This is a genomic window from Corynebacterium xerosis NBRC 16721 = ATCC 373, assembly GCF_001552415.1.
Classification (GTDB): Bacteria; Actinomycetota; Actinomycetes; order Mycobacteriales; family Mycobacteriaceae; genus Corynebacterium; species Corynebacterium xerosis.
Map to the genome: position 1 here is coordinate 161320 of NZ_BCRD01000002.1, position 24326 is coordinate 185645.

General features: G+C 71.3%; 24 protein-coding genes. 14 read left to right on the top strand and 10 right to left on the bottom strand.

Annotated features, from left to right (window positions below):
• Positions 1-34 precede the first annotated feature (34 nt).
• Positions 35-625: an Rv3235 family protein gene (locus CX1_RS03620; RefSeq protein WP_146780638.1), complete on the bottom strand. Its 591-nt coding sequence runs from the start codon at positions 623-625 to the stop codon at positions 35-37.
• Here CX1_RS03620 and CX1_RS03625 point away from each other — a divergent pair.
• The 4 genes from CX1_RS03625 (at position 624) to CX1_RS03640 (ending at position 4040) form a co-directional block, all read left to right on the top strand.
• Positions 624-1034: an HAD family hydrolase gene (locus tag CX1_RS03625; RefSeq protein WP_060925302.1), complete on the top strand. Its 411-nt coding sequence runs from the start codon at positions 624-626 to the stop codon at positions 1032-1034. The two genes, CX1_RS03620 and CX1_RS03625, sit on opposite strands and share 2 nt — an antisense overlap.
• Positions 1034-1534: a DUF6912 family protein gene (locus CX1_RS03630; protein WP_046650014.1), complete on the top strand. Its 501-nt coding sequence runs from the start codon at positions 1034-1036 to the stop codon at positions 1532-1534. The genes CX1_RS03625 and CX1_RS03630 overlap by 1 nt, the downstream gene beginning before the upstream one ends.
• A 149-nt stretch (positions 1535-1683) precedes the next feature.
• Positions 1684-2670: a ferredoxin reductase gene (locus CX1_RS03635; protein ID WP_082719132.1), complete on the top strand. Its 987-nt coding sequence runs from the start codon at positions 1684-1686 to the stop codon at positions 2668-2670.
• Positions 2671-2681: 11 nt separating this feature from the next.
• Positions 2682-4040, top strand: coding sequence for a fatty acid desaturase family protein (locus tag CX1_RS03640; RefSeq protein WP_046650004.1), 1359 nt, complete (start codon positions 2682-2684; stop codon positions 4038-4040).
• A gap of 30 nt (positions 4041-4070) precedes the next feature.
• Here the strand turns inward: CX1_RS03640 and CX1_RS03645 are convergent, their stop codons facing one another.
• The 3 genes from CX1_RS03645 to aroA are packed head-to-tail and all read right to left on the bottom strand — an operon-like array spanning position 4071 to position 7820.
• Entirely contained in the window at positions 4071-5414 is a 1344-nt protein-coding gene (locus tag CX1_RS03645) for a chloride channel protein (protein WP_052753117.1), read from the bottom strand.
• A complete protein-coding gene (gene rsgA / locus CX1_RS03650) occupies positions 5407-6441 on the bottom strand; it encodes a ribosome small subunit-dependent GTPase A (protein WP_046650005.1) in 1035 nt (344 codons plus the stop codon). The genes CX1_RS03645 and rsgA overlap by 8 nt, the downstream gene beginning before the upstream one ends.
• The gene (gene aroA / locus CX1_RS03655; RefSeq protein WP_371440220.1) at positions 6438-7820 is read right to left on the bottom strand and encodes a 3-phosphoshikimate 1-carboxyvinyltransferase; all 1383 of its coding nucleotides are present in this window, start codon (positions 7818-7820) and stop codon (positions 6438-6440) included. The genes rsgA and aroA overlap by 4 nt, the downstream gene beginning before the upstream one ends.
• A 58-nt stretch (positions 7821-7878) precedes the next feature.
• On the opposite strand from aroA, the gene CX1_RS03660 reads away from it, so the two are divergent.
• Positions 7879-8538: an SOS response-associated peptidase gene (locus CX1_RS03660; RefSeq protein WP_046650006.1), complete on the top strand. Its 660-nt coding sequence runs from the start codon at positions 7879-7881 to the stop codon at positions 8536-8538.
• A gap of 1 nt (position 8539) precedes the next feature.
• On the opposite strand, the gene ybaK is transcribed toward CX1_RS03660, so the two are convergent.
• Complete coding sequence (gene ybaK / locus CX1_RS03665) at positions 8540-9064, bottom strand: Cys-tRNA(Pro) deacylase (protein WP_046650007.1); 525 nt, start codon at positions 9062-9064, stop codon at positions 8540-8542.
• 54 nt (positions 9065-9118) lie between these two features.
• On the opposite strand from ybaK, the gene CX1_RS03670 reads away from it, so the two are divergent.
• Positions 9119-9814 (top strand): sigma-70 family RNA polymerase sigma factor, encoded by a 696-nt coding sequence (locus CX1_RS03670; RefSeq protein WP_060925379.1) that lies wholly within the window; start codon positions 9119-9121, stop codon positions 9812-9814.
• Positions 9815-9818: 4 nt separating this feature from the next.
• Positions 9819-10097 (top strand): mycothiol system anti-sigma-R factor, encoded by a 279-nt coding sequence (gene rsrA / locus CX1_RS03675; protein WP_052753118.1) that lies wholly within the window; start codon positions 9819-9821, stop codon positions 10095-10097.
• Between the two features lie 115 nt (positions 10098-10212).
• On the opposite strand, the gene CX1_RS12915 is transcribed toward rsrA, so the two are convergent.
• The 3 genes from CX1_RS12915 to CX1_RS03685 all read right to left on the bottom strand — a co-directional run bounded on the left by CX1_RS12915 (position 10213) and on the right by CX1_RS03685 (position 12079).
• On the bottom strand, positions 10213-10287 hold the full coding sequence (locus tag CX1_RS12915) for a 50S ribosomal protein bL37 (protein WP_011274008.1): 75 nt from the start codon (positions 10285-10287) through the stop codon (positions 10213-10215).
• 80 nt (positions 10288-10367) lie between these two features.
• Positions 10368-10634 carry a WhiB family transcriptional regulator gene (locus CX1_RS03680; RefSeq protein ID WP_046650008.1) on the bottom strand — a complete coding sequence of 89 codons (267 nt, stop codon included), beginning with the start codon at positions 10632-10634 and terminating at the stop codon, positions 10368-10370.
• A gap of 362 nt (positions 10635-10996) precedes the next feature.
• The gene (locus CX1_RS03685; RefSeq protein WP_160298014.1) at positions 10997-12079 is read right to left on the bottom strand and encodes a diacylglycerol/lipid kinase family protein; all 1083 of its coding nucleotides are present in this window, start codon (positions 12077-12079) and stop codon (positions 10997-10999) included.
• 33 nt (positions 12080-12112) lie between these two features.
• Between CX1_RS03685 and CX1_RS03690 the strand changes: the two genes are divergently transcribed.
• A complete protein-coding gene (locus CX1_RS03690; RefSeq protein WP_255217631.1) occupies positions 12113-12541 on the top strand; it encodes a hypothetical protein in 429 nt (142 codons plus the stop codon).
• A gap of 7 nt (positions 12542-12548) precedes the next feature.
• Here CX1_RS03690 and CX1_RS03695 read toward each other — a convergent pair whose 3' ends face one another.
• Both CX1_RS03695 and CX1_RS03700 read right to left on the bottom strand, forming a co-directional pair.
• Positions 12549-13544, bottom strand: coding sequence for an Rv3212 family protein (locus tag CX1_RS03695; protein ID WP_060925304.1), 996 nt, complete (start codon positions 13542-13544; stop codon positions 12549-12551).
• The gene (locus tag CX1_RS03700) at positions 13541-14896 is read right to left on the bottom strand and encodes a DEAD/DEAH box helicase (RefSeq protein ID WP_060925305.1); all 1356 of its coding nucleotides are present in this window, start codon (positions 14894-14896) and stop codon (positions 13541-13543) included. The genes CX1_RS03695 and CX1_RS03700 overlap by 4 nt, the downstream gene beginning before the upstream one ends.
• A gap of 61 nt (positions 14897-14957) precedes the next feature.
• Between CX1_RS03700 and CX1_RS03705 the strand changes: the two genes are divergently transcribed.
• The 6 genes from CX1_RS03705 (at position 14958) to CX1_RS03730 (ending at position 24325) form a co-directional block, all read left to right on the top strand.
• Positions 14958-15182, top strand: coding sequence for a DUF3107 domain-containing protein (locus CX1_RS03705; protein ID WP_046650021.1), 225 nt, complete (start codon positions 14958-14960; stop codon positions 15180-15182).
• 32 nt (positions 15183-15214) lie between these two features.
• Entirely contained in the window at positions 15215-16072 is an 858-nt protein-coding gene (locus tag CX1_RS03710; protein ID WP_046650009.1) for a DUF3152 domain-containing protein, read from the top strand.
• On the top strand, positions 16023-16817 hold the full coding sequence (locus CX1_RS03715) for a HesA/MoeB/ThiF family protein (protein WP_046650010.1): 795 nt from the start codon (positions 16023-16025) through the stop codon (positions 16815-16817). The genes CX1_RS03710 and CX1_RS03715 overlap by 50 nt, the downstream gene beginning before the upstream one ends.
• A complete protein-coding gene (locus CX1_RS03720) occupies positions 16814-17647 on the top strand; it encodes a TIGR02569 family protein (RefSeq protein WP_046650011.1) in 834 nt (277 codons plus the stop codon). Before CX1_RS03715 ends, CX1_RS03720 begins: the two co-directional genes overlap by 4 nt.
• An 85-nt stretch (positions 17648-17732) precedes the next feature.
• The gene (locus CX1_RS03725; RefSeq protein ID WP_244465432.1) at positions 17733-20990 is read left to right on the top strand and encodes an ATP-dependent helicase; all 3258 of its coding nucleotides are present in this window, start codon (positions 17733-17735) and stop codon (positions 20988-20990) included.
• A complete protein-coding gene (locus tag CX1_RS03730; protein WP_060925306.1) occupies positions 20987-24325 on the top strand; it encodes an ATP-dependent DNA helicase in 3339 nt (1112 codons plus the stop codon). The genes CX1_RS03725 and CX1_RS03730 overlap by 4 nt, the downstream gene beginning before the upstream one ends.
• Position 24326: the final 1 nt, after the last annotated feature.

Here is a 24326-nt window from a genome sequence, read left to right on the forward strand (position 1 = left end):
CGCGCCCCGGCCCCGCGGGTCAAAGAATGCGGGCTCAGAGGAAGCGCAGGGCGGTGATCGTCCAGCCGCGGCCGTCGTCGATCATCGCGCCGGCCAGCGCCCGCACCCGCCCCGCGTGGGCGTAGGAGCCCACGAATTCCACGCGGGTCCCGCAGGGGCGCGCCGACGGATGCAGCGTCCGCAGAGCGGCCCCGCGCATGCCCCCGGCCCGGATGCGGTGCCGCAGGCCCGCGTGGACGCGTTCGTCGACCGAGGCGGCCCGCAGGCCCTCGGGCCGCCTGCGCCCGGCCAGCACCTCCAGGATCACGGTCATCGAGGTGGCCAGCGCCGCCCGCGCCGCATCGGTGCACGTCCCGATCACGGGCCCGGGCGGTCGGCCGTCGTCGGGCGGCTCGTGGTGCGGCCCCGTCTCCGCCCCCGTCTCCGCCCCCGCCCCGGGCCGGAGCCCGTGCAGCAGCTCGAAACCGCCCAGCGGCGCCAGTGCCGCCGCATCTTCCCGCATGTCGCCCACCATGATTTCCGCCCATCCCCCGAAGGCCAGTTCCCGCCGACATTGTGCCAGGGATCGGCGCAGTCGGCGGGGCGGGCGGCGGATCACGGCGCGGACCACTACGCTCGTGGTCATGCGTGGTCTCATCATCGATTATTGCGGTGTCCTGGACGGCACCGACGAAGAGCAGGCGCGGTGGCGGAAGCTTTTGGCGGCCGCCCGCGCCAATGGCGTGGCGTTGGCCGTGCTGTCCAACGACCCGGGCGGTCCCGGGGCGGATCCGATCCGCAAGCTCGAGGAGGATGGGCTCGTCGACGCGGTCGTGTTGTCCGGCGAGGTCGACGCGGAGAAGCCGGAGCCGGAGATCTTCGACATCACGGCCGAGCGACTGGGCCTGCCGGCGCGCGATTGCGTGCTCGTCGACGATTCGATCGTCAACATCCACGGCGCCGTGTCCCACGGGATGGTGGGCGTCTTCTATCAGCAGTTCGACCGCGCGGTCGTGGAGATCGTGGGCCTGTTCGACTTGGAGGGCGAGTTCTAGTGCGCGTGTATCTGCCGGCCACGTTCGGGATGCTCGGGGAGTTGCTGGCCGACGGCGCGGTGGTCCCGCGCCGCGGGTGGGCCTTCGCCGTGACCCCCGCCCTGCGCGAGTTCTACGTGGAGGGCGATGACGAGGAGCTGGCGGACATCGCCTTCGACGACGCCTCGCGCGCCTCGCTGCGCCTGCTGTCGGCGGGCGACGACAAGTTCCCGCATCGGCGCGTGGTCATCGCCGCCGACGTCGCCGACGAGGCGGTGGAGCTGCAGCCGGACATGGGGGAGGCCGTGGTGGCCCTGTCCGGCGATCTGAAGCGCGACGACGTCGCCGCGATCCACGTCGACGTCGAGGCCGCGGAGCCCGCCGTGGAGAAGGCGATCGCCGCGGTCGACGCGGCGGACATGGGGGACGAGGACGCGGAGCTGGCCGTGGGGGATTGCCTCGAGCAGCCGTTGGCCTGGTACGACTCCGCCGAGCTGCCGATGTTGGTGGAGCTGCTGTAACCCCCGGGGGCCCGGCCCCGCGTCGTTTCCACCGCTTGACCGAAAAGTTACCTGCCCGTAAGCTACGCTTCCGTAATCTACGGAAAGGGGAACCGGTGAGCATTGGCAATCGCCTTCGCGGCGCGTTCCGACACCTGTCCACGCCGCTGATGCCCGACGACTACACCCGTCTGGTCAATCCGCTGTGGTCGAAGCGCGAGCTGCGCGGCCAGATCGAGCGCGTCACGCGCCCGGCCGAGGACGTCGTCGAGCTGGTCATCAAGCCGGGTTGGGGGGTCCCCGCGGACTTCCGCGCCGGCCAGTACATCGGCGTCGGCGTCCGCGTCGACGGCCGTTTGGTGTGGCGGTCCTACTCGCTGACCAACGCTCCGCATTCGGCCGACGGCATGCTGGCGGTCACCGTCAAGGCTCAGGATCAGGGCCGCCTGTCGCAGCACCTGGTCGCCAACGTCACCCCCGGCACCGTGGTGCGCCTGGCCGCGCCGGCCGGCGATTTCCACCTGCCGGAGCCGCCGCCGGAGAAGCTGCTGTTCATCACGGCCGGTTCCGGCATCACCCCGGTGATGTCGATGCTGCGCGATCTGGAGCGCCGCGGCGGCCTGCCGGACGTGGTGCACCTGCATTCGGTCCGCGATCGCGCGGGCCTGCTTTTCGACGACGAGCTCGACCGCCTCCGCCGTGCGCAGCCGGGTTACGCCCTGACCGTCCGCGAGACGGGCATCGACGGGCGCCTGTCCATCGACGAGATCAAGCAGCTCGTGCCGGACGTCGCCGACCGCGCGGTCTACGCCTGCGGGCCGTCGGCGATGCTCGACGAGCTCGAAGATGGTCTGCCGGGCGTGCGCACCGAGCGTTTCACCCTCGACCGAGGCAACACCGACGCCCAGGGCGGCGTCGTCAGCTTCCCGGGCCGCGGCGAGATCGAGGTCGACGGCGCCACGACCATCCTGGAGGCTGGCGAGAAGGCCGGGATCCAGCTGCCCTACGGCTGCCGAATGGGCATCTGCGCCACGTGCGTGCAGCAGCTCGCCGACGGCACCGCGCGCGATCTGCGCACGGGCGAAACCCATGAAGCCGGCGAGCGCATCCGCACCTGCGTCTGCGTTCCCGCCGGCGACGTCGCAATCGAAATTTAGGAGACATCACCATGGCTATCGCCGACATCAAGGCTTATTCGCACCTGTCCGAGGAGGACGTCGCCGAGATCGGCCGTCGCTTCGAGGAGATCGCCGCCGAGCATCGCGCGGCGCTGGGCCCGAAGGACGCCCGGTACATCCGCACCCTCATCCGCGTGCAGCGCGGCCTGGAGGTCGCCGGCCGCGGCCTGCTGATGCTGCCGACCCTGGGCATGGCCCTGGACAAGGCCGGCTACAAGACCCGCAAGGGCGGCCTGCTGCCGCGCTCGCTGCGCACCCCCGCCCACAAGGGCCTGTGGTGGGCCGGCGTCGGCGCGCTGTCGCTGTCGAAGATCCTCGAGAACCTCGAGATCGGCCACAACGTCATGCACGGCCAGTGGGACTGGATGAACGACCCCGAGGTCCATTCGTCGACGTGGGAGTGGGACAACTCCTGCCCGTCGTCCGGCTGGAAGCACTCGCACAACTTCGTGCACCACAAGTACACCAACGTCATCGGCATGGACAACGACGTGGGATACGGCATCCTTCGCGTGACCCGCGACAAGAAGTGGACGCCGGCGACGCTGACGCAGCCGATCCAGAACGTCATCCTGGCGTCGCTGTTCCAGTGGGCCGTGGCGTTCTACGACGTCGAGCTCGGCCGCGTCGCGGCGGGCAAGAAGGAGTGGTCCGTCGCCAAGCAGCAGCTGATCGAGGTGTTCGAGAAGTCGGGCCGCCAGCTGCTCAAGGATTACGCGCTGTTCCCGCTGCTCGCCGGCCCCCGCTGGGGTGAGGTGGCCAAGGCCAACGCGGTGGCGAACCTGGCCCGCAACGTGTGGGCCTACGCGGTGATCTTCTGCGGGCACTTCCCGGATGAGGCGGAGACGTTCACCAAGGAGCAGTACAAGAACGAGAACAAGGCGGAGTGGTACCTGCGCCAGATGCTCGGTTCCGCCAACTTCACCGGCGGGTTCATCCTGTCGGTGCTGTCCGGCAACCTGAATTACCAGATCGAGCACCACCTGTACCCGGACATGCCGTCGAACCGTCTGGCGACGATCTCGAAGCAGGTCAAGGAGATCTGCCGCGATTACGATCTGCCGTACAACACGGGTTCGTTCCCGGGCCAGCTGCTGCAGGTCCAGCGCACGATCCTGAAGCTGTCGCTGCCGGATCGCTTCCTGGTCGCCGACCCGGACAATGCGCCGGAGGTCCGCTCGGAGAAGGCGTTCCAGAAGTACCCGCAGGTGGAGGCCCAGCTCGACGCCGGCGCCAATCCCCGCCGCGGCCTGCGCACGGGCCTGAAGCTGCTCAAACAGCTGCGCCCGGGCGTCAAGGAGGTCGTCGCGGCCTACACGGGACGTTCCTCCCGCGAGGTCACGGCCTAGGCCACGGCTTCCCGCCCAACGCTTTTCGCTTTACGACGACCCCGCGTGACCGCCATCCCGGCGGGCACGCGGGGTTTCGTCGTCGGTCTTCCTGCGGGTCCACGGCATCTGGATCTGCTTGGGCAGGCTCAGCGACGAGCGGAGGATCTCGCCGGTCAGCGCGGCCGTGGCGCAGGCGAGGAAGAGCGCGAGGTACGCCTCCGACGACTGGCCGGTGAACTCGACGGTGACGATGAGCGCGAACAACGGGGCGGCCATGGACGTCGACAGGAACGCCGCGGCGCCGAGCAACGCGAAGTCCGCCAGCGGGATGCCGGGCGCGATGGGCTGGACGACGACGCCGACGAGGTAGCCCAGCAGCGCGCCGATGGCGAAACCGGGCGTGAGCACGCCGCCGACGGCGCCGGAGCGCAGCGTGATGAGCACCGCGACGACCTTGGCCGCCAGCAGCGCCAGCGCGAAGGTCCACACCGGGTTGGCCTCCAGCACCGACGTCGCGGCGAAGCGGCCGTTGCCCAGGACTTCGGGCAGGTACAGCGACATCGCGCCGACGGTGGCGAAGGCCAGCGGCAGGGCCCACAGCACGTGGGCGCCCATCGGGGCGGAACCCTCCGCCCGGGAGGCGGCGTAGCGGAACGCCATGCCGGCGATGCCGCAGATGATGCCCAACGTCACGGCGACGGCGAGATTGCCGAAGCCCTCCGACAGCGACACCGTCGAATACAGCGGCTGATCGCCGACGACGATGCCCGCGGTGGTGGTGGCCACGGCGGAGCAGGCGAGGACGACCATGACGGCGCGGACGGTGACCGTCGTCAGCAGGATCTCAAAAGCGAAAACGGCCCCGGCCAGCGGAATGTGGTAAATCGCGCCGAGTCCGGCGCCGGCGGCGGCGGCCACGAGCAAACGGGTCGTGCCGCGGTCGACGCCGAGGCGGTGGGCCAGCTGCGAGGCCATCATCGCGCCGGCCTCGCGGGGCGCGTTCTCCCGGCCGACGGAGGCTCCGGCGGCGACGGTGGCCATCTGCAGGAACACGTTGACCAGCGTCTCGATCACCGGCATCCGGGTGCCGGACATGCCCTCCTCGACGGAACGGATCGGCCGTCCCAGCCTGCGCACCGCCCACCACGCCGGCGCGGCGATGAGACCCGCGACGGTGATGCCCAGAAACCGCTGCAGGCCCGTCGTGCCGTCGGTGACCACCGGGTTGATGCCCTCGTGCTGGCCGTAGACCAGGTTCTCGATGCCGTGGAGCATGAACACCAGCAACGCGGCGACGAGACCCGTGGCCACGCCGACGACGAATGTCCAGACGCACAGCCGGATCAGGTCGGCGGCGGAGCGGCGGTCGCGGCGCTGGTCGGCGCTAATCACGGTCAATGTCGAGTTCCCAGTCCTCGTTGTCCTGGAGAGTCACCAACAATCCCCGCACGGCCATCGCGCGGCGGTGCGAGGCGCCCTCCAACTTGTCCAGGGCGCACTCGGGATCGGCCGGCGGGCCGAGGTGCGTGCAGCCGCGCGGGCAGTCGACGATGGCGGCCGCCAGGTCCTCGAAGACGTCGAGCACCGTCTCCGGCGTGACGTGGGCCAGACCGAAGGACCGGATGCCCGGGGTGTCGATGGCCCAGCCGCCGCCGGCCAGCGGCAGCGCCACCGACTGCGTCGACGTGTGCCGGCCCTTGCCCACGCCGCTGACGACGCCCGTGGCGCGATCGGCGCCCGGGACCAGGCGGTTGACCAGGGTGGACTTGCCCACGCCGGAATGGCCGATGAGGGCGGACACCTTGCCGCCGACGACGTCGAGAAGCGGTTCGACCGGATCGTCGACGCCGCAGACGATGACGGGCACGCCCAACTCGGCGAACTCGGCGGCGAACTCCGCCGGGTCCGCCAGATCCGACTTGGTCAGGCACAGCACCGGGGTCACGCCGCCGGCGTAGGCGGCGACCAGCGCGCGCTCGACGAAACCCGTGCGCGGCGGGGGATCGGCCACGGCGCAGACGATGAGCAGCAGCTCCGCGTTGGCCACGACGATGCGCTCGAACGGATCGTTGTCGTCGGCCGTGCGGCGCAGCACCGACGTGCGGTCGGCGAGTTTGACTATGCGCGCCAGCGTCCCCTCCCGGCCGCTGACGTCGCCCACGACGCCCACGCGGTCGCCGACGACGATGTTGGTGCGGCCCAGCTCCCGGGCGCGCATGCAGTTGAGCACCGCGCCGTCGCCCGGCGGCGTGCCCGAATCGTCGTCGAGGACCACTCCCCACCGGCCGCGGTCCTTGGTCACCACCAGGCCCCAGCTGGCGTCGGCGTGCTTCGGCCGGTCCTTCGTCCGCGGACGCGACCCCCGCCCCGGCCGGACGCGGACGTCGGATTCATCCCAATCGCGGCTGCGGCGGCTCAGGGTCGTTCCCCTTCCGCGCCCCCGTGAGCGTCGAGATCGGCGGGGGACTCCGACACGGAGCGGCCGACCATCTCGGACCAGCGGATGTCGAAGTCCGGCATGGTCTTGCCGGTGGTGGCGATGTTCTCCACTCGCACGCCCGGCACCTTCAGCCCGATGATCGCGCCCGCGGTGGCCATGCGGTGGTCGGCGTAGGACAGCCAGTCGCCGCCGTGCAGCGGCACCGGGGTGATGCGGATGCCGTCGTCGAGTTCCTCGGCGTTGCCGCCCAGCCGGTTGATCTCGGTGACCAGGGCCGCCAGGCGATTGGTCTCGTGCCCGCGCAGGTGCGCGATGCCGGTGAGCTCCGACGGGGTGTCCGCCAGCGCCGCCAGTGCGGCGACGGTCGGGGTCAGCTCGCCGATGTCGCCCATGTCCATGGTCACGCCGCGCAGGGACGTCGGGCCCTCGACCGTGAGGTCGTGGACGGCTTCCGGGCCCGAACCGGTGCCGCGCGGCGCCAGCAGGACGCGGCAGCCCATGGCCTGCAGGATCTCGCGGATGCGGTCGCCCGGCTGCACCGTGTCGACGGGCCAGCCGGTGACGGTGACCCGGCCCCGCGACACCGCGGCGGCGGCGGCGAGGAACGGGGTGGCGTTGGACAGGTCGGGCTCGACGTGCCAGACGCGGCCGCGCAGCTCGCCGGAATGCACGTGGAACGCGCCGCCGTCCTCCGGGGAATCCTCGATGACGGTGACGCCGGCCTCGCGGAGCATGTCGACGGTCATGTCGATGTGCGGCCTCGACGGCACGTCGCCGATGGGCCGGATGGTCAGGCCCTTCGGGTAGCGCGCGCCGGCGAGCAGCAGGCCGGAGACGAACTGCGACGACGCCGAAGAGTCGATCTCCACCTCGCCGCCGACGTCGCCCGTCGGATTGACGGTGAACGGCAGGGCGTCGCCTTCGATGTCCGCGCCGAGGTCGCGTAGCGCGTTCAGCACCGCGCCCATGGGGCGCACGCGTGCCTCGGCGTCGCCGTCGAAGAAGACGGACCCGGTGGCGATGGCCGCGACCGGCGGCACGAAGCGCATCACGGTGCCGGCGAGGCCGCAGTTGATCTTCCCGCCGCGCAGCACGCGGGGGTTGACCTCCAGGGTGCGGTTCGGGGCCTCGGACGACTCGGAGCCGGTGCGGATCTCGACGCCCATGGCCTCGAGGGCGGAGATCATCAGATCGGTGTCGCGCGAGCGCAGGGCACCGTGGATCGTCGACGGCGTCGACGACAGGGCCGCGATGATCAGCGCGCGGTTGGTGATCGACTTGGACCCGCCGATGGTGACCGTCGCGGTCACCGGGCCGTCGGCGGCGGGAGCTGGCCAGTAATCATGGGGGGAAGTCACGCGTCCATCATCCCCCAAAAGCTCGCGCCGGGTCGGCAAGGGGTGCGACGATCGGGGCATGTGCGGACGATTCGTGACCTTCACCGTGGGCGACGAGCTGCTGGATTCGCTTTCCGACGTCCCCGGCCTCGCGCCGATCGCGGCCGATGGGCCATTGCCGGGGCAACGGTGGAACGTCGCCCCGACGATGCCGATCACCGCCCTGGCCAGAGCCGATGGTGGCGGGGAGTCCCGGGAGTCGGTGGCGGCGTCGGTGCGGTGGGGGCTGGTGCCGCATTGGTCGAAGTCGATGCCCAAGACCCCGTACTTCAACGCCCGTTCCGAGACGTGGCGCGACAAGCCGGTCTTCCGCGACGGCGAACCCTGCGTCATTCCCATGGACGGTTGGTACGAGTGGCGGGACAAGGCGCCCTTCTACGTCGCCGCGCCGGGCGACCGGCCGATGCTGGTGGCCGGCCTGTGGGCCAGGTGCGGTGATCTGGTCAGTGCGACGATGCTGACGACGGACGCCGTGGGGCACCTGTCGGACCTGCATCACCGCATGCCCCGGGTGCTTTCCGACGACGAGGTGGCGCCGTGGCTCGACGGCACCGGGTTCGCCGAAGGCGGGGAGGTCGGGAAAACGGGCGCGGATCTGGTGGAGACGTTGACGGTGGAACCCGCCAACAAGGCCGTCGGCAGCGTGTCCAACGACGGGGCGTGGCTGCTCGAGCCGTAGGTCACCGCTCGCCGACGTCGGCGAACACCGCCTCGGTGAGCGCGGCGAGATCGGCGGGGGACAGCTCGACGTCGAGGCCGCGGCGACCGCCGGAAACGAAGACCGTGGCGTGGTCGCGGGCCGAGGAGTCGATGACGGTGGGCAGCGCCCGCTTCTGGCCCAGCGGCGAGATGCCGCCGACGACGTAGCCGGACGACCTGCTCGCCGCGGCGGGGTCGGCCAGTTCGGCCTTGGCGGCGCCCAACGCCTTCGCCGCCGCCTTGAGGTTCAGTCGCCCGGTCACCGGCACGACGGCGACGGCCAGGCCGGTGCGCTTGCCGTGCAGGTCGACGACCAGGGTCTTGAAGATGCGCCCGGCTTCCACTCCGTGGTGTTCCCCGAGCCACAGGGCCGCTTCCTCGCCGAAATGGTCGTCGGAATGGGGGAACTGGAAAACGGTGTGGGGGATCCCCGCCGCGATGCAGGCCGCGATGGCCGGGGTGGCGGCGCCCGTGGCCGCGCGCTTTGTGCCGCTCTTCTTGCCCATGCCCCGATCCTGCCACTTTTCGGCGCCCGCGGGGCCCCGGATAGGATGGAGGGCATGACAGCCGAAGCCACCGGAACCGACGAGGCGATCGCCTCCGGCGAGGGCAACGTGCGAACCGAGGAAACCGACGCCCAGTTGGCCGAGCGTTTCGAGCGCGAAGCCCTGCCCCTGCTCGATCAGCTCTACGGCGGCGCCCTGCGCATGACCCGCAACCCGGCCGACGCCGAGGACCTGGTGCAGGAGGCGTACATGAAGGCGTACCAGGGCTTCCGATCGTACAAGCCGGGCACGAACCTCAAGGCGTGGATGTACCGCATCCTGACCAACGCGTACATCAACAATTACCGGAAGGCCCAGCGCCGCCCGGCGGAGTACGCGACGGACGACATCACCGATTCGCAGATCGCCGAGACCGCGTCGCACACGTCGGCCGGCCTGCGTTCGGCCGAGGTCGAGGCGATGGCGCTGCTTCCCGACGAGGAGATCCGCGCCGCCCTGATGGACCTCAACGAGGATTACCGGATGGTGGTCTACTACGCGGACGTCGAGGGGCTGCCGTACAAGGAAATCGCCGAAATCATGGAGACTCCCATCGGCACGGTGATGTCCCGGCTGCATCGTGGAAGGAAACAGCTCCGCGAGGCGTTGAAGGATGTGGCGAAGGATCGTGGGTTCATCCGCGAGCCGAAGGCAGAGGCGAAGGTCGAGCCGAAGACCGTGCCAAACAACGCAGACGATGCGGAAAGGTGAGTCGATGAACGACAGCGCGAACCCCTGCGGGCACCCCGGGACGTGCGCCGACGTGCGACGGCGGCTCGATTCCCTGCTCGGCGGAGAATGCGATCCGGAGGAGACCCGGATCCTGGAGCGGCACATCCGGGAGTGCCCGCGGTGCCTGGAGGACGTCGGCTGCGAGCGGGCGTTGCGCCAGTTGCTGCGCCGGTGCTGCTGCGAACCCGCGCCCGTGGAACTGCGCCGGCGCATCACCACGCGCATCCGGGTCACCTACCGGACCTCGCGCCCGGGGGAGTAGAGGCTTCGGAGAAGCAGAGAAGCAGAGAAGCAGAGCAGCGGAGAAATGAAAAACCCCGCGCCATCGCGATGATGGGCGGGGTTTTCCCCTGCGGCGGTCCGCAGCCAAGCAACGCTTAGCTGTTGGGACGCTTGCCGTGGTTCGCCTTCTTCTTGCGGCGATCCTTGCGCTTGCGGCCACGCTTGCTCATTGTGCGCTCCTCCGGTCGTGGTGAATTCAACCTGGCCAGTCTACTACGGCCGGGTCGGGGAACCTAAGTCCCGGTGGGGCCTAGACCGTGGTCCGGGCGGTGCGGCGGGTGCGGCCGCGGTTGCGGCGGCGCTTCAGCGCGCGGCGCTCGTCCTCGGACATGCCGCCCCAGACGCCCGCGTCCTGGCCGGTCTCCAGCGCCCACGCGAGGCACTGCGAGGTGACGGGGCAGCGGTTGCAGACGACCTTGGCCTTCGCGATCTGGGCGAGGGCCGGGCCGGAGTTGCCGACCGGGAAGAACAGCTCGGGGTCTTCTTCGCGGCAAACTGCCTTGTGGCGCCAATCCATGACTAAATCTCCTTCGTTCGAAACCCGGGTGCGGGCACGGGGGCGCGGGCGCGGCTCGTGGCTGCGCCAGCGACTGTGGTGGGCCCCATGCATGTGATGAAACGTGCGGATGGTGTTCTTCCGGCGTGCATTCCCGGCATCGGGAATCAGGGGTTCGCCGTCGGATCCGCGGACCGCGGGCGCGTCACGCCCGTCGGTCGAATGCGGGTGGAGGTATTCGCTCCCCCCGCGGTCCTGATGAATGATGACATGTCATGACGCACTTGTGAAGACCTTCGCGCGAAAAAGTGCGGAACGTCACAAACAAGTGAACTGAGGGTTACATCCGCAGGTGAGCGGCCTGTGGCGAACGAAACTGGCGGTTAACGCCGTCCGCCGCGGCGGGGCAGGGACAGCGCGCGGATGCGGCGGTCGAGCATCGCGCCGAGGCGGAGATACCAGGCCTTGTCGCCGATATCCTCGCCGTACTCCCGCGTTTCGGCGGGCGCGATGAAACGCACCGCGTCCCGGGCGCAGGTGATCTCCAGCTCCGAGCGCTCGTCGACGTATTCGCCGTCGATCTGGAACTTCAGGGGTTCCGGGGAGGTCAGGGTGACCACGTCGACGTCGTCGTCGCGAAGCTCCCTTTCCTCTACCTTGAGCAGACGCCACAGCGCCTGGCCCGCGCCGGCCAACCGCAGCGCGGCGACCATGCCCTTGGGGCCGTGGATCGAGGTGAGGCCGTAGAACCCCAGGCCCCCGCTGAGCTTGGTGTTGGGGTTGGTCACCACCGCCAGATCGCCGAGGAAGGTCCACGGGTTGGAATTGGAGACCACTGCCATCGGCAGATCCTCGCCGAGCAGCTCGCCGTCGGCATGGGCGGTGATGCGCGGCGGATTGGTGCGCATGCGGTTCCAGGCGCCCAGGCCCGTGGGCACGTAGCGCAGGGGATTGGCGCTGACGCCGCCGGCGCGCAGGTCCTCCATGTGGGAAATGACCTCGGCGTCGACGCCCAGGCCCGCGTTGACCACGAACCACCGGCCGGCGGCCCGGCCGACGCTGATCGCCCGATCCTCGCCCGAGCGCAGCAGATCCGCGATGACCCGCGCGGCCAACTTCGGGTCGCGGGGCAGACCCAGCGCGCCGGCCAGAACGTTGGCGCTGCCGGAGGGGATCACCGCGATGGCGGGAATCTCGTCGGCGCCGCGGACCGGGTGGCCGTCGGACGATGCGCCGAGGAGGCCGTTGACCACCTCGTTGACGGTGCCGTCGCCGCCCATGCACACCACGACGTCGCACTCGTCGCGGGTCAGGCCCGTGACGATGGCGGTCGCATGTCCCGGATGGCCGGTGAACACCGACCGCAGGTGCAGCCCGGGAACGCCGCGCAGTTGGGCGACCACCGTCCGGGTGAGGGATTCGGTGATCGACGTGGAGTTCGGATTGGAAATCAGAAGGGCGCGCACGAGTTCCATCGTAACGGGCGATATGGTGGTGACGTGAACAGCCGAAATTCCGCAGCCAACCGTCCCGCGCCCATGGAGGCGCCCCGCTCCGTTTTCGCCGGCGCCTGGATCGCGGTCGTGGAATGCACGATCGGCCTGGGCTACGGCGTGTTCCTCATGATCCGCGACTTCCAGGGCTACGAGGACCCCGGCGCCGTCATCTCCGGCTGGGGCACCGCACTCTGGTTCTACTTCATCTTCGGCGCCGTCCTGGCCGGCGCGGTGTTCCTGCTCATGGGCAACCGCTGGGGGCGCGGGCCCATCGTCATGCTGAACCTGTGCCTGGCCGGCGTGGCCTTCTACATGTTCACCTCGGGCGCCATCGCACTGGGGATGGTCACCGCGCTGTTCGCGCTGAGTGCCCTGGCCTGCATGTTCAACCCCAAGGCCGTCGACTGGGCGGCCTCCGCCCACGGGGCCTGACGGGCGCTCACACCTGGCTGGGGCGCAGGCCCACCAGCTGGTCGCCCCGCTTTTCGACGATCATGTCGCCGGCGACGGCCGTGGTCACGGATTCCCCCTCGGGAAGTGACGGGCGGGCGACGGGGACGTCCAAGGGGGCGCCGTCGAGCGGGGCAGCCGGGAGATCCTCCGGCGCCGGCCGCCACGACGGGCCGGGGACGCCCTCGAGCGAATAGGTGCGGACTTCGCCGTCGACGAGGACGGCCGCGGACAACTGGCCGATGGCCACCAGGCGGGCGGGGCCGGGCAGCTCGACGTCCGAATGGACCTCGGGGGTGCGCGACTCCTCTGGGGTGACTTCCTGCAGGACCAGGCGGTGGCCGTCGGGGCAGTCGTTGACCACCGCGAGCACATCGCCGCGGGTCAGGGCGTCGGCGATGGCGCAGCCCGGGTGGGGCTGCATGCCGGGCTCGGCAGACGCCTCGACGTCGCCGTACTCGACCGTGCGGACCAGGTCATCGCGCCACAGCTCGACCATGCGGTCGTCGCGCACGCCCGCGCGGTCGTTGGAGCGGACGGGCTCGACCTCGTCCGAGGACAGCCCGCGGCGGGTGCCCGCGTAGGAGCCGTCGCCGGCGTTCAGGGCCGTGACCTCGCCGCACCCTGCGGGGCCGCGGAACACCGCGACGACGCGGCCGTCGGAGATCATCGCCTCGCACAGCGGGATGTCGCGGTGGTACGACCACACCTCGTCGCCGGTGCCGGGATCGATCGCCGTGACGCCGTGGTCATCCGCCGCGATGGCCAGGCCATCGACCGTGAACGGCGCCGTGGAGTTGGGGGCGTCGGCCGACCACACCTCGGTCAGCGAGGCGGGCACCGCGGCCGGCGCGGGGGAAGCCGCGATCGGGGCGTCGGCGACGACGTGGTCGACCCCGCGGGCGGGGGCCCGCCACCAGGTCCAGGCGACGACGGCGACGACCGCGGCGACGATCAGCGCGGCCGCGATCCGGTTCCGGTTCATCGACGGCGCCGGCGGTCCCCGCCATCCCGGCCGCCATGGCTTCCGCGGCCGCCGCGGCCACCGCGATCGCGCCGATCACCGCGGTCCTTGATGGGCCGCGACCCCAGCACCGGGCGGGCGGGGCCGACGGACTCGCCCGCATCCTCGGGCACGTCGAGGGCCTCGAGGAATTCCGGCGAGGTGGAGAACCACTGCGGGGGCTCCGGGAAGCCGAGGCCCAGGGCGTCGTCGATCATCTTCCAACGAGGCAGCTCGTCCCAGCCGACGAGCGTGACGGCCGTGCCGGTGTTGCCCGCGCGGCCGGTGCGGCCGATGCGGTGCACGTAGGTCATCTCGTCCTCCGGCACCTGGTGGTTGATCACGTGGGTGACGTCGTCGATGTCGATGCCGCGGGCGGCGACGTCGGTGGCCACCAGAACGTCGACGTCGCCCGACCGGAAGGCGTTGAGCGACTTCTCGCGGGCGGGCTGGCCCATGTCGCCGTGGACGGCCGTGGCCTTGAAGCCGCGCTCGCCCAACTGCTCGGCGACCGACGCCGTGGAGCGCTTGGTGCGCGCGAAGATGATGGTGCGGCCACGGCCCTCCGACTGCAGGATGCGGGCGATGACGGGCAGCTTGTCCATCTGGTGCGACTGAAAGATCACCTGGCGGGTGGTGGCGTGGATGCTCGCCTCCGATTCGCCCGACTCCGCGCGGATGTGCACCGGGCGGTCCATGAACGTGCGCGCGAGGTTGAGGATCGGCCCCGGCATGGTGGCCGAGAACAACATGGTCTGGCGGCCCTCGGGCACGGCCCGCAGGATCTTCTCGATGTCCGGCAGGAAACCGAGGTCGAGCATCTCGTCGGCCTCGTCGAGGACCAGCACGCGCACCGCACCGAGGTTGAGATTTCCCCGCTGGTGCAGGTCGATCAGGCGCCCCGGGGTGCCGACGACCACGTCGACGCCCGACTCCAGCACGTCGATCTGCTCGTCGTACGGGCGGCCGCCGTAGATGGTGGTGACGCGCAGGCCGACGGATTCGGCGATCGGAGTGATGTCCTCGCCCACCTGCACCGCCAGTTCGCGGGTGGGGACCACGATCAGGGCCCGCGGGGTGCCGTCGGGCTCGGGCACCCGGGCGTCGTCGAAGACCCGGTCGATCAGCGGCACGCCGAAGCCCAGGGTCTTGCCCATGCCCGTGCGGGCCTGGCCGATGATGTCGGTGCCGTCCAGCGCCAGCGGCAGCGTCAGCTCCTGGATGGCGAAGGTCCGGGTGATGCCCCCCGACGCCAGGGCGTCGCAGATTTCCGCGGCGACCCCCAATTCGACGAACGTCGGCGCGGGACGGTCTGCCACCGGAATCTCCTTCATGCTGGGTGCTGCTCGGTCGTCCCCGATACTAGCCGTGGTGGCGCGGGTTATGATGTCCCGCATGGACATCACCATCGGATTCGTTGACAACCCCCGCGAACTGAACATCGCCGGAGTCGAGGGCGGCCGGGAGCTGGCCGCCTCCATTCCGGATCGCCTCGCGGCCGGGGAGGGCGTCCTCGAGCTCGTCGACGGCGCCGGTAAGACCCACTTCGCGGTCATCGCGAAGATCGCGTACGTGCAGGTCGGCCCGGCGGCGCCCCGCCAGGTCGGCTTCATCGCCTGATCCCGCGTTTTCGGATCGGTCGTCGCCCGCACATGAGCAGAGAATCCTTTTTCGTCCGGTTCGCACGGAAGTGGGGATGGCGCGCATACGCCATCCCCGTTCTTCTGGTGCTCACCGTCATCGTCGTCGCCGACGTCATCCGCGACGTCCGCGGCGAGGAGACGGGAATGTCGGCGGCGACGAGCGAACTCCCGCCGGGCCCCGTGCCCGAGGGCGGGTACGCCGAAAACCTGGACGTGGGGCAGCTGCCCCCGGGCGGCCCGTTCACCGAGGACTCGTCCGGCGTGTTCGTCCCCGTCGACCTCGTGTCGGATCAGGTGGGCGCGGGCGAGGACACCATCATGCGCTACGCCGTGGAGATCGAGGACACGGTCGACCCGGTGCGTTTCGGCGGCCCCGACGCCTTCGCCGGGATGATCGACGCGACGCTGGCCGACGAACGCGGCTGGATCCGCGACGACGCCTTCGCGTTCCGGCACGTCGCCCGCGACGACGACCCGGACCTGATCTTCCAGCTGACGTCCACGGACACCGCGCACCGGGAGTGCGGGTACGAGATCCCGCTGGAGACCAGCTGCTCGATTTCCGACCCCACCGGCGACGGCCCGACCAGGGTGCTCATCAACGAGGCCCGCTGGGTCCGCGGCGCCCTGCCCTTCGAGGGGGACCTGGGCGCCTACCGCCAGTACCTGATCAACCACGAGGTCGGCCACGCCATCGGCTACGCCGCCCACGAGTCGTGCCCCGGCCCCGGCGCCGTGGCGCCGATCATGATGCAGCAGACGCTGTCGCTGGACAATTCCGAATTGCACAAGCTCAATCCGAACGAGGTGTACCCCGATGACGGAGCCCGCTGCGCGCCGAACCCCTGGCCCTACCCGCTCGGCTGATCCCGGTTTCGATCCGGATCGTTATGCCCGGCACCTGCCGATCCCCGGTTTCGGCGAGGAAGGCCAGCGCCGGCTCGCGGGCGCGAGCGTCCTCATGGTCGGCGCCGGCGGCCTGGGGTCTCCGGTCGGCCTCTATTTGGCGGCGGTGGGCGTCGGAAAGCTCACCATCGTCGATGATGACCGCGTCGACCTGACCAACCTGCAGCGGCAGGTCATCCACCGCGTCGCGGACATCGACCGGCCGAAGGTGGAATCCGCGGCCGAGCGGATGGCCGCGCTGAACCCCGACATCGAGATCGCCACCGTCGACGTGCGGCTCACGCCCGACAACGTCGACGGGATCATCGCCGGCCACGACCTGGTCATCGACGGCACGGACAATTTCGAGACCCGCTACCTGGTCGGCGACGCGTGCCGGCGCGCCGGCATCGTCGAGGTGTGGGGCACCATCCGCCAGCTCGGCGGTCAGGTCAGCGTGTTCGGGCTGGACCTGGGCGGCGGTCGTCGCGTGTGGCTGCGCGACCTGTACCCGGAGCCGCCGGCGCCCGAGACGGTGCTGACGGCGGCGCAGACCGGCATTTTGGGCACGGTCCCGGGGACGATCGGCACGATCATGGCCACCGAAGCGGTCAAGGTGATCACGGGGCTCGGCGAGCCGCTGTCGGGGCGCGTGCTCTTCTACGATTCGGCGGCGATGTCCTTCCGCGAGTTCCGGTTCGCGGGGGACGCGGGGGAGGTCCGATGACGGGCACGCCCCCCGCCCACGTGCCCGAGGCGTTCGGCGTGTCGGGCAGCCCCGAGCCGGCCGGCCCCGCGTGGGACGACGGTTGGATCTACGGCGACGTGGTCATTTCCGCGGTCGCGGACTCCTCGCGCGCGGCGTGGTCGGCGAAGCTGCTGGAGATGCTGGTCGTCGACGGCGTGGACGTCGCCCATCCGGTGCGCACCAGCGACGGCCGCCACGTGCTGGCGGGGTGGCGCGCGCGGCAGCATCGCCCGGGCCGCCCGGAGCCGCGGGCGGACGAGACGATCGTGGCCTGCGGGCGCCTCGACGAGGCCTTGGCCGGCATCGAGCGCCCCCGTTTCCTGGCCCGCGGCGGCGGCGACGTCTTCGACATGTGCGACCGCGCGGCGTGGGCCGAGGACCCCATCGAACAGCTCGAGGGGCTGCTGGATCCCGCTGCGGTGCCGCGCGGGGACGCGGCCGAGGCGTTGGCGGCCGCGGGCGGCCTGATCTGCCTGCGGGGCCAGCTGCGCGCGGAAGGACAGCTGGTGCACGGGGATCCGGTGGGCACGTTGCTTTACGACGGGGCCGCGGCGCCGTTGCTCGTCGACGTCGTCCCGAGGTGGCATCCGGCGGGCTGGACCTCCGCCGTGGCGGCCGTCGACGCGCTGGCGTGGGGAGGGGCCGACGAGGATCTGCTGGGCAGGTTCGATCACGTCCCCCATTGGGATGCGCTGTTGGCGCGGGCGATCTGCCATCGGCTGTTCCTCCACGCCGCCCATCCGGGTTCGCGGCCGGCCGCCTGGCGCGGTTTGGCGCGGGCGGCGGAGCTGGTGCGGGCGCGGCTGTAGTCGGCCGCCGGCGGTTTTCGCGGGCCACCGGCAGGCGGGGAACGTCCGTTCGAACGGATCCCCGTCGTGTGCCATGATGGGCGCCATGAGCGAGATGCCGATGGTGCGGTTGACGGAGCCCGGGGCTCCGGCGCAGCGGACGTGGGAGGGGCCGGTGGCCGCCCTGTTTCCGGGGGACGACCGCCTGTCGGAGCTGAAGGTCCCGGGCGAGGCGTGGCAGGTCGTCGGCGGGCCGGGAACGGGAAAGTCGGCGCTGCTGGTGGATCTGGCTGCGGCGCATGTGGCGGCGGGGTGGGCCGCCGATTCCGTGCAGGTGCTGGCGCCGTCGAAGGAGGCGGCGTCGCGGTTGCGCGACGACGTGGCTCGCAGGCTGCCGAAGTCGTCCGGGGCTGGATCCGGTGGCATGGTGCGCGCGGTGCATTCGCTGGCGTTTGCGCTGGTGCGCGCGGCTGCGGTGCGGGTGGGCAAGCCGGAGCCGGCACTGGCGACGGGTGCGCGGCAGGATGCGGTGATCCGTGAACTGCTGGAGGGCCACGCCGACGCCGGCGGGGCGTATTGGCCGGAGCGCCTGGTGCCGGCACTGCGCATGCGCGGCATGGCGCGGCAGTTGCGCGATTTGCTGTTGCGGGCGGCTGAGCGGGGCGTCGGAGCCGACGAATTGGAGAGGCTCGGCGAGGTGCACGGGATCGCCGAATGGGTCGCGGCGGGGACGTTCCTGCGCGAGTACCGGCGCGTGATGCGGCTGGCGTGGCACGAGGAACTCAATGCCGCGGAACTGGTGTCGGCGGCGGTGGCGGCCGTCGACGCCGATCCGTCGTTGATCGCGGAGGCCGGCATCCGCGTGCTGTTGGTCGACGATGCGGAGCATCTGGACCCCCAATCGGCCGAGTTGATCCGCCGGCTGCTGCCGGCCACCGAGGTTGCGGTGGTCACCGGCGACCGGGATCAGTCGGTGCTGCGGTTCCGCGGCGCGGATTCGGAGTTCCTGGACACCGTCGCGGATCCGGAGCGGCGGATCGTCCTGCATTCCTCCCGCCGCTGCACCCCGGAGATCGCCGTGGCCGCCAACCGCGTGTCCGGGCGGTTGCCGGGGAACCCGCCGGAGCGGGGCATCCGGGGCACCCGCTTCGACGGGGAGCGGCCGGCGGCGCGGGTGGTCGTGCACGACACGGGGATGGGGGAGAAGGCGACCATCGCCGACTTCCTGCGGCGGGCCCACCTCGAGGACGGGGTGGCGTGGAGCGACATGGCCGTGCTGGTGCGTTCCGGCGCGGGTGAATCGGCGCTGCACAGGTCGCTGGCGCGGGCGGGCGTGCCCGTGCGCATGGATCCGACGGACGTGGTGCTGGGCGAACAACGGATGGTCTCCGCGCTGGTGCTCGCCTTGCGGGCCGTCGACGAGGGACTGGAGCCGTCGGAGTGGGAGCGCCTTCTGACGGGGCCGCTGGGCAACGCCGACCCCGTGACCCTGACGCGGCTGGTCCGCGGCGTCCGGCGCGCCGATCTGGCGGGGGAGCGGGCCATGGACCGCATCATCGGCCTGCTGGCGGCGGAGCGGCGTTCGGCCGAGCAAGAGGAACTTCTCGCCGGACTGCCCGAACGCGAGCGGGACGTGCTGGCCGGGCCGTTGCGCATCCTCGACGCCGGCCGCGCCGCCCGCGACGAGGGGCCGGAGGCCGTCGCTTGGGCGTTGTGGGAGGCGTCGGGCTTGGCCGATCACCTCATGGCCGTGTCGCTTCGTGGTGGCGCGGCCGGGTCGGCGGCGGACCGGGACCTGGACGGGGTCATGACCTTCTTCGATTTCCTCGGCGACCTGGTCGAGGGGGACCCGTCGGTGACCATCGCCGCCGTGGTCCGCGAGATCGCGGCGCAAGAATTGCCGACCGGCGCCCGCGACCGCCGCGGCGCCGAGCGGGAGGCTGTGGTCATCCTCTCGGCCCACGCGGCGCTGGGTCGCGAGTGGGAGGCCGTCGCCGTGGCCGGGGTGCAGGAGGACGTGTGGCCGTCGTTGGGCCGGACGGGGTCCGTCGTCGGGCAGCAGGAGCTGGTCGATTTGCTCGACGACGGCATCGAACCGGGTACGCCGGTCTCGCACGCGGCCGAAAGGCTGGCCGAGGAACGGCGGCTGTTCCACGTGGCGGTGTCGCGTGCGCGGCGTCGTCTGCTGGTCACGGCCGTCGATGCGCCTGACGACGAGGGCGCGCCGAGCCGGTTCCTCGGTGAACTCGGCGAAGAGGTGGAGTTGCGCGGAGCCGCCGGAGCCGCCATCGCCGCCGAAGCTGCCGAAACCGCTGATGGAGATGCCGCGGCGGGAATCGGCGATGGCGACGACCCGGTGGACGTGCCCGTGTCCGAGAGCACGGAGCGCATCTCCAGGGTCCTGTCCATGGGGTCGCTGCTCGCGGAGCTGCGTGCCGCCGTGCTGTCCGACTCCGCGGGCCCCGCCCGCCGCGCCCGGGCGGCCCGCCAATTGGCGCGCCTGGCGGAGGACGGGGTGCCCGGCGCAGACCCCTCCCAGTGGTGGGGGCTGGCGGACCCCAGCACCGATGAGCCGGTCGCGCAGCCGCCGGTGCGGGTCAGCCCGTCGAAGGTCGGCAAGGTCCTGGAATGCCCGCTGCGGGCGATGCTGGAACAGCCGTCCTCGTCGGATCAGATGGCGCTGGGCACGGCGTTTCACCGTGTCGTCGAGGCGCTGGAAGACGGCGTCGCTGTGGCGGATGCGACGCAGTCGCTGGTCCGCGCACTGCCGGAGCTCGTCGATGAGCCGGAGTGGCGCATCGGGGCCATGGAGCGGGAGTGGGCCGACGCCGTTGGTGCGTGGGAGGCGTGGACCGCCGGATCGTCGCCCGTCGGCACCGAAATCGACGTGCGCGTGCCCGTGGGCGACGACGCCGTCATCGCCGGGCGCATCGACCGGCTTGAGGAGCACCCCGAAGGCGGCTACACCGTCGTGGACGTCAAGACGGGGGCGAACGTGCCTTCGGCCGGGGACGTCGAGGACAACCCGCAGTTGGCCGTCTATCAGCTGGCGCTGTCCGAGGGGCGTTTCGAGGCCGACGGCCCGGGCGGCGGCGGGAGCGGGGACGCCGGGGCGCGGATCGTCGGGGGCGAGGGGCTGGCGACCGGCGGCGGCAAGCTCGTCTACCCGCGCAAGCCCGTCGCGTCCGGGGCGTCGGTGCGGACGCAGTCCGTGCACACCCCGGAGAAGCTGGCGGAGTGGCGGGAGATGGTCCTGCGGGTCGCCGCGGACATGCGGGGCCCCGGTGCGTTGGCCACGCCGGGGGACCATTGCAAGCATTGCGGCGTGCGGTTGGCGTGCCCCGCGAAGGAGGGCGACCGATGACCATCGACCCACGGACCATCGATCCGGGGACCATCGATCCGGTGACCCTGTCCCGCATGATCGGGCAGCCCCACCAGCCGACGCCGGCTCAGGCCGAGGTCATCGGCGCACCGCCGGAACCGCTGCTCGTCGTCGCCGGTGCCGGTGCGGGCAAGACCGAGACCATGGCCGCCCGCGTCGTGTGGCTGGTGGCCAACGGTTTCGTGCGCCCCGAAGAGGTCCTGGGCCTGACGTTCACGCGCAAGGCCGCCCGCGAACTGGGGCAGCGCATCCGCGAACGGCTCGCGGCACTCGCCGCCAGCAGGCCGTTCGACCGGGTGGCGGCGCCGGAGGTGCGCGAGGCTCTGCGGGTCATCGCCCCCGAGGTGTCCACGTACGACGCCTACGCCGGATCCCTCGTCCGAGATTACGGCCTGCTCCTGCCTGCCGAACCGGGCGCCGACGTTCTCGACGGTGCGACCCAGTGGCAGATGGCGTGGGAGCTGGTGCGCGACCGCGGGGACATCGCGACCGAGTTGAGCGTTCCCGCGCTGGTGGACAAATTGATGAAGCTGTCGGAGGAGATCGATTCCAACCTGGCGTCGGTCGACGACGTGCGCGAGCAGACCGAGGCCTTCATCCACAACATCCTGCAGTCGCCGAAGGCGCCGCGGCAGAGGAAGGACCTGCACTCGAAGCTCGAGGGGCCGCTGCGGGCTCAACGTGACCGGCTGCAGCTCATTCCGCTGGTCCGCGAGCTGCGGGAGAGGCACGAGGCGGAATCCGCGGTGACGTTCGGGCGGCAGATGGCCATGGCGGCCCGGCTCGCCGACGGCATCGCGGAGGTCGGCGAGGCGGAACGGAGGCGATTCCGCGTGGTCATGCTCGACGAGTACCAGGACACCTCGCATGCCCAGCGCGTGCTGCTGCGGGCGCTGTTCGCCGGCACCGCCGTCACTGCCGTGGGCGATCCCATGCAGGCGATCTACGAATGGCGCGGCGCGACGGCCGCGAACCTGACGCGCTTCGTCACCGATTTCCCCCGGCCCGACGGCCGGTCGGCCGAGAAGAAGCAGCTGTTGACGTCGTGGCGCAATCCGTCGTCGGTGCTGGAGCTGGCCAACGACGTCTCCGGCCGGGCCTTCGGCGAAGCGCCGCGCACCGTGGAGGAGCTGACGCCTCGGGCCGGGGCCGGCCGGGGGACCGTGCGGCTGGCCCTGCACGGCACCGTCGACGACGAGTTGGCGTGGGTCGCCGGTCACATGGCCGAAGAATTCCGGGCGGCCCGCGAAGCCGGGCGGCCGATCACGGCTGCGGTGCTGGTGCGCAAGAACAAGCACTCGGCCGCGATCCTCGACGCTCTGACGGCGGCGGGCGTGCCCGCCGAAATCGTGGGTCTGGCGGGATTGCTCACGCTGCCGGAGATCCTCGACGTCATCGCCTGCCTGCGGGTGCTGGCCGATCCGGCCGACGATCGGGCCATGCTGCGCATTCTCACGTGGCCCCGCGCTCCGCTGGGCGCGGCGGACATCGCGGCGCTGGGCAGGCGCGCCCGCCAGCTGGCGTCCTACGCGCGCGAGCGCCCGGGTGACGCGGAACCCGCCGACGGGCCGCTGTCCGCCCTCGACGCGGACCTGGAGGCCCTGGCGCGCGAGCGCGCCACGCCGCCGACAGGTTTGGGCCATGCCGTCGCGGACCCCGCGGTGCGCGACGAGGGCACGGCCGCCCCGGGGTATTCCGACGAGGGCAAACGCCGCATCGCCGAACTCTCGGCGGCGCTGCGCAATCTGCGGCGGTTCTCGCTGCGCAAGCCGCTGCCGGAGCTCATCGCGGACATCGAGGAGGCGTTCGGCATCCGCGTGGAGGTCGCCGCCGCCGGCGGCGCGGGCATCGGCCCGGGCACCGTGCACCTGGACAAGTTCACCGAGGTCGCGGCGGATTTTTCCCGGCGCGTCGGCGGGGAGCTGGGTGCTTTCCTGGGGTATCTCGAGCGCGCGGCCGCCCACGACAAGGGACTGGAACCGGGAAAAACCCGGATGCGGGGCGACCGCGTGGAGATCATGACCGTCCACAAGGCAAAGGGCCTGGAGTGGAACGTCGTGGCGGTCCCGCACGTCTGTGCGTCGGTCTACGACGAGGTCACGGTGGACACCTGGCTGACCAAGGCGGAGCTGCTGCCGTCCGACGTCATGTCCGACGGCGAATCCGGCGACGGCGCCCCCGTCCTGGACACCGCGGCGGCCGATCACCAGGGCGACCTGGTCAAGGCGCTCGACGAGCACAAGCTGGACTACCGCGCCGCGAAGATCGCCGAAGCCGACCGCCTGTTCTACGTGGCGGTCACTCGCGCGGAGGACTCGCTGCTGGTCTCGGGCAGCCAGCGGATGACCCCCGGCCGCAAAAAGCCCGACGGCCCGTCGGAGCATCTCGTGGCCCTCCGGAAACTGCGGCCCGACGCGGTGGAGACGTGGGTGGAGGAGGTCTCCGCGGAGCCGCTGCCCATCCCCGACGCGGAAGGCGTGCACTGGCCGGCCGCGCCGGACCCGGAACGCCGCGAAGCCCTGGAAAGGGGCGCGGAGCTGGTGCGCCGCGCTCTCGCCGTCCCGGAGTCGGCGGGCGCCCCCATCGACGGCGACGTTTCCCGGATCTGGGAGGACGAGGTGTCCATGCTCCTGGAGGAACGCCGCCGGGCCGCCGCCGAGGCGGTGTCGGTGCCGATGCCGGTGCAGCTGTCCACCAGCGAATACCAGGCGCTCCGGGCGGATCCGGCGGCGTTCGCCCGCCGGCGCGCCCGCCCGTTGCCGTACAAGCCCAATCGTTTCGCCCGCCGCGGCACGGCCTTCCATGCGTGGCTGGAGAACAGGTTCGGGGCGGCGGTTCTGCTCGACGACGACGACCTGTTCGCCGTCATCGACGGGGAGGGCGACGGCCAGGACGTGGCCGTCGAAAAGCTGAAGGAGAAGTTCGCGGCGAGCCGGTGGGCCGACAGGACGCCGGAATTCGTGGAGGAGCCCTTCGACATCGGCGTCGGCGGCCGGCGCATCGTCGGGCGCATCGACGCGGTGTTCCGCATCGACGGGCGGTGGATGGTCGTGGACTGGAAAACGGGGCGCCGGCCGGTCGGGGACAAGGCCCGGCAGGCGGCGCTGCAGCTGGCGGTGTACCGCATCGCCTGGGCCGACCGCAGACGCGCGGCGGGCGAGGACGTGTCCCCGGAAGACGTGCGCGCGGCGTTCCACTACATCGCCGACGACGTCACCGTGGAACCGGAGGGGCGCGACCTCCCCGACCGGCTAGAGTTGGACGAGGCGATGCGCGAGCTCGTCGCCGACACGACGACGAGGAAAGGTAGCTGAC

Coding starts and splice junctions, on each gene's coding strand:
- CX1_RS03625 (WP_060925302.1), top strand. CDS start 624: ATGCGTGGTCTCATCATCGATTATTGCGGTGTCCTGGACGGCACCGAC.
- CX1_RS03620 (WP_146780638.1), bottom strand. CDS start 625: ATGACCACGAGCGTAGTGGTCCGCGCCGTGATCCGCCGCCCGCCCCGC.
- CX1_RS03635 (WP_082719132.1), top strand. CDS start 1,684: ATGCCCGACGACTACACCCGTCTGGTCAATCCGCTGTGGTCGAAGCGC.
- CX1_RS03640 (WP_046650004.1), top strand. CDS start 2,682: ATGGCTATCGCCGACATCAAGGCTTATTCGCACCTGTCCGAGGAGGAC.
- CX1_RS03660 (WP_046650006.1), top strand. CDS start 7,879: ATGTGCGGACGATTCGTGACCTTCACCGTGGGCGACGAGCTGCTGGAT.
- ybaK (WP_046650007.1), bottom strand. CDS start 9,064: ATGGGCAAGAAGAGCGGCACAAAGCGCGCGGCCACGGGCGCCGCCACC.
- CX1_RS03670 (WP_060925379.1), top strand. CDS start 9,119: ATGACAGCCGAAGCCACCGGAACCGACGAGGCGATCGCCTCCGGCGAG.
- rsrA (WP_052753118.1), top strand. CDS start 9,819: ATGAACGACAGCGCGAACCCCTGCGGGCACCCCGGGACGTGCGCCGAC.
- CX1_RS03680 (WP_046650008.1), bottom strand. CDS start 10,634: ATGGATTGGCGCCACAAGGCAGTTTGCCGCGAAGAAGACCCCGAGCTG.
- CX1_RS03695 (WP_060925304.1), bottom strand. CDS start 13,544: ATGAACCGGAACCGGATCGCGGCCGCGCTGATCGTCGCCGCGGTCGTC.
- CX1_RS03700 (WP_060925305.1), bottom strand. CDS start 14,896: ATGAAGGAGATTCCGGTGGCAGACCGTCCCGCGCCGACGTTCGTCGAA.
- CX1_RS03705 (WP_046650021.1), top strand. CDS start 14,958: ATGGACATCACCATCGGATTCGTTGACAACCCCCGCGAACTGAACATC.
- CX1_RS03710 (WP_046650009.1), top strand. CDS start 15,215: ATGAGCAGAGAATCCTTTTTCGTCCGGTTCGCACGGAAGTGGGGATGG.
- CX1_RS03715 (WP_046650010.1), top strand. CDS start 16,023: ATGACGGAGCCCGCTGCGCGCCGAACCCCTGGCCCTACCCGCTCGGCT.
- CX1_RS03720 (WP_046650011.1), top strand. CDS start 16,814: ATGACGGGCACGCCCCCCGCCCACGTGCCCGAGGCGTTCGGCGTGTCG.
- CX1_RS03725 (WP_244465432.1), top strand. CDS start 17,733: ATGAGCGAGATGCCGATGGTGCGGTTGACGGAGCCCGGGGCTCCGGCG.
- CX1_RS03730 (WP_060925306.1), top strand. CDS start 20,987: ATGACCATCGACCCACGGACCATCGATCCGGGGACCATCGATCCGGTG.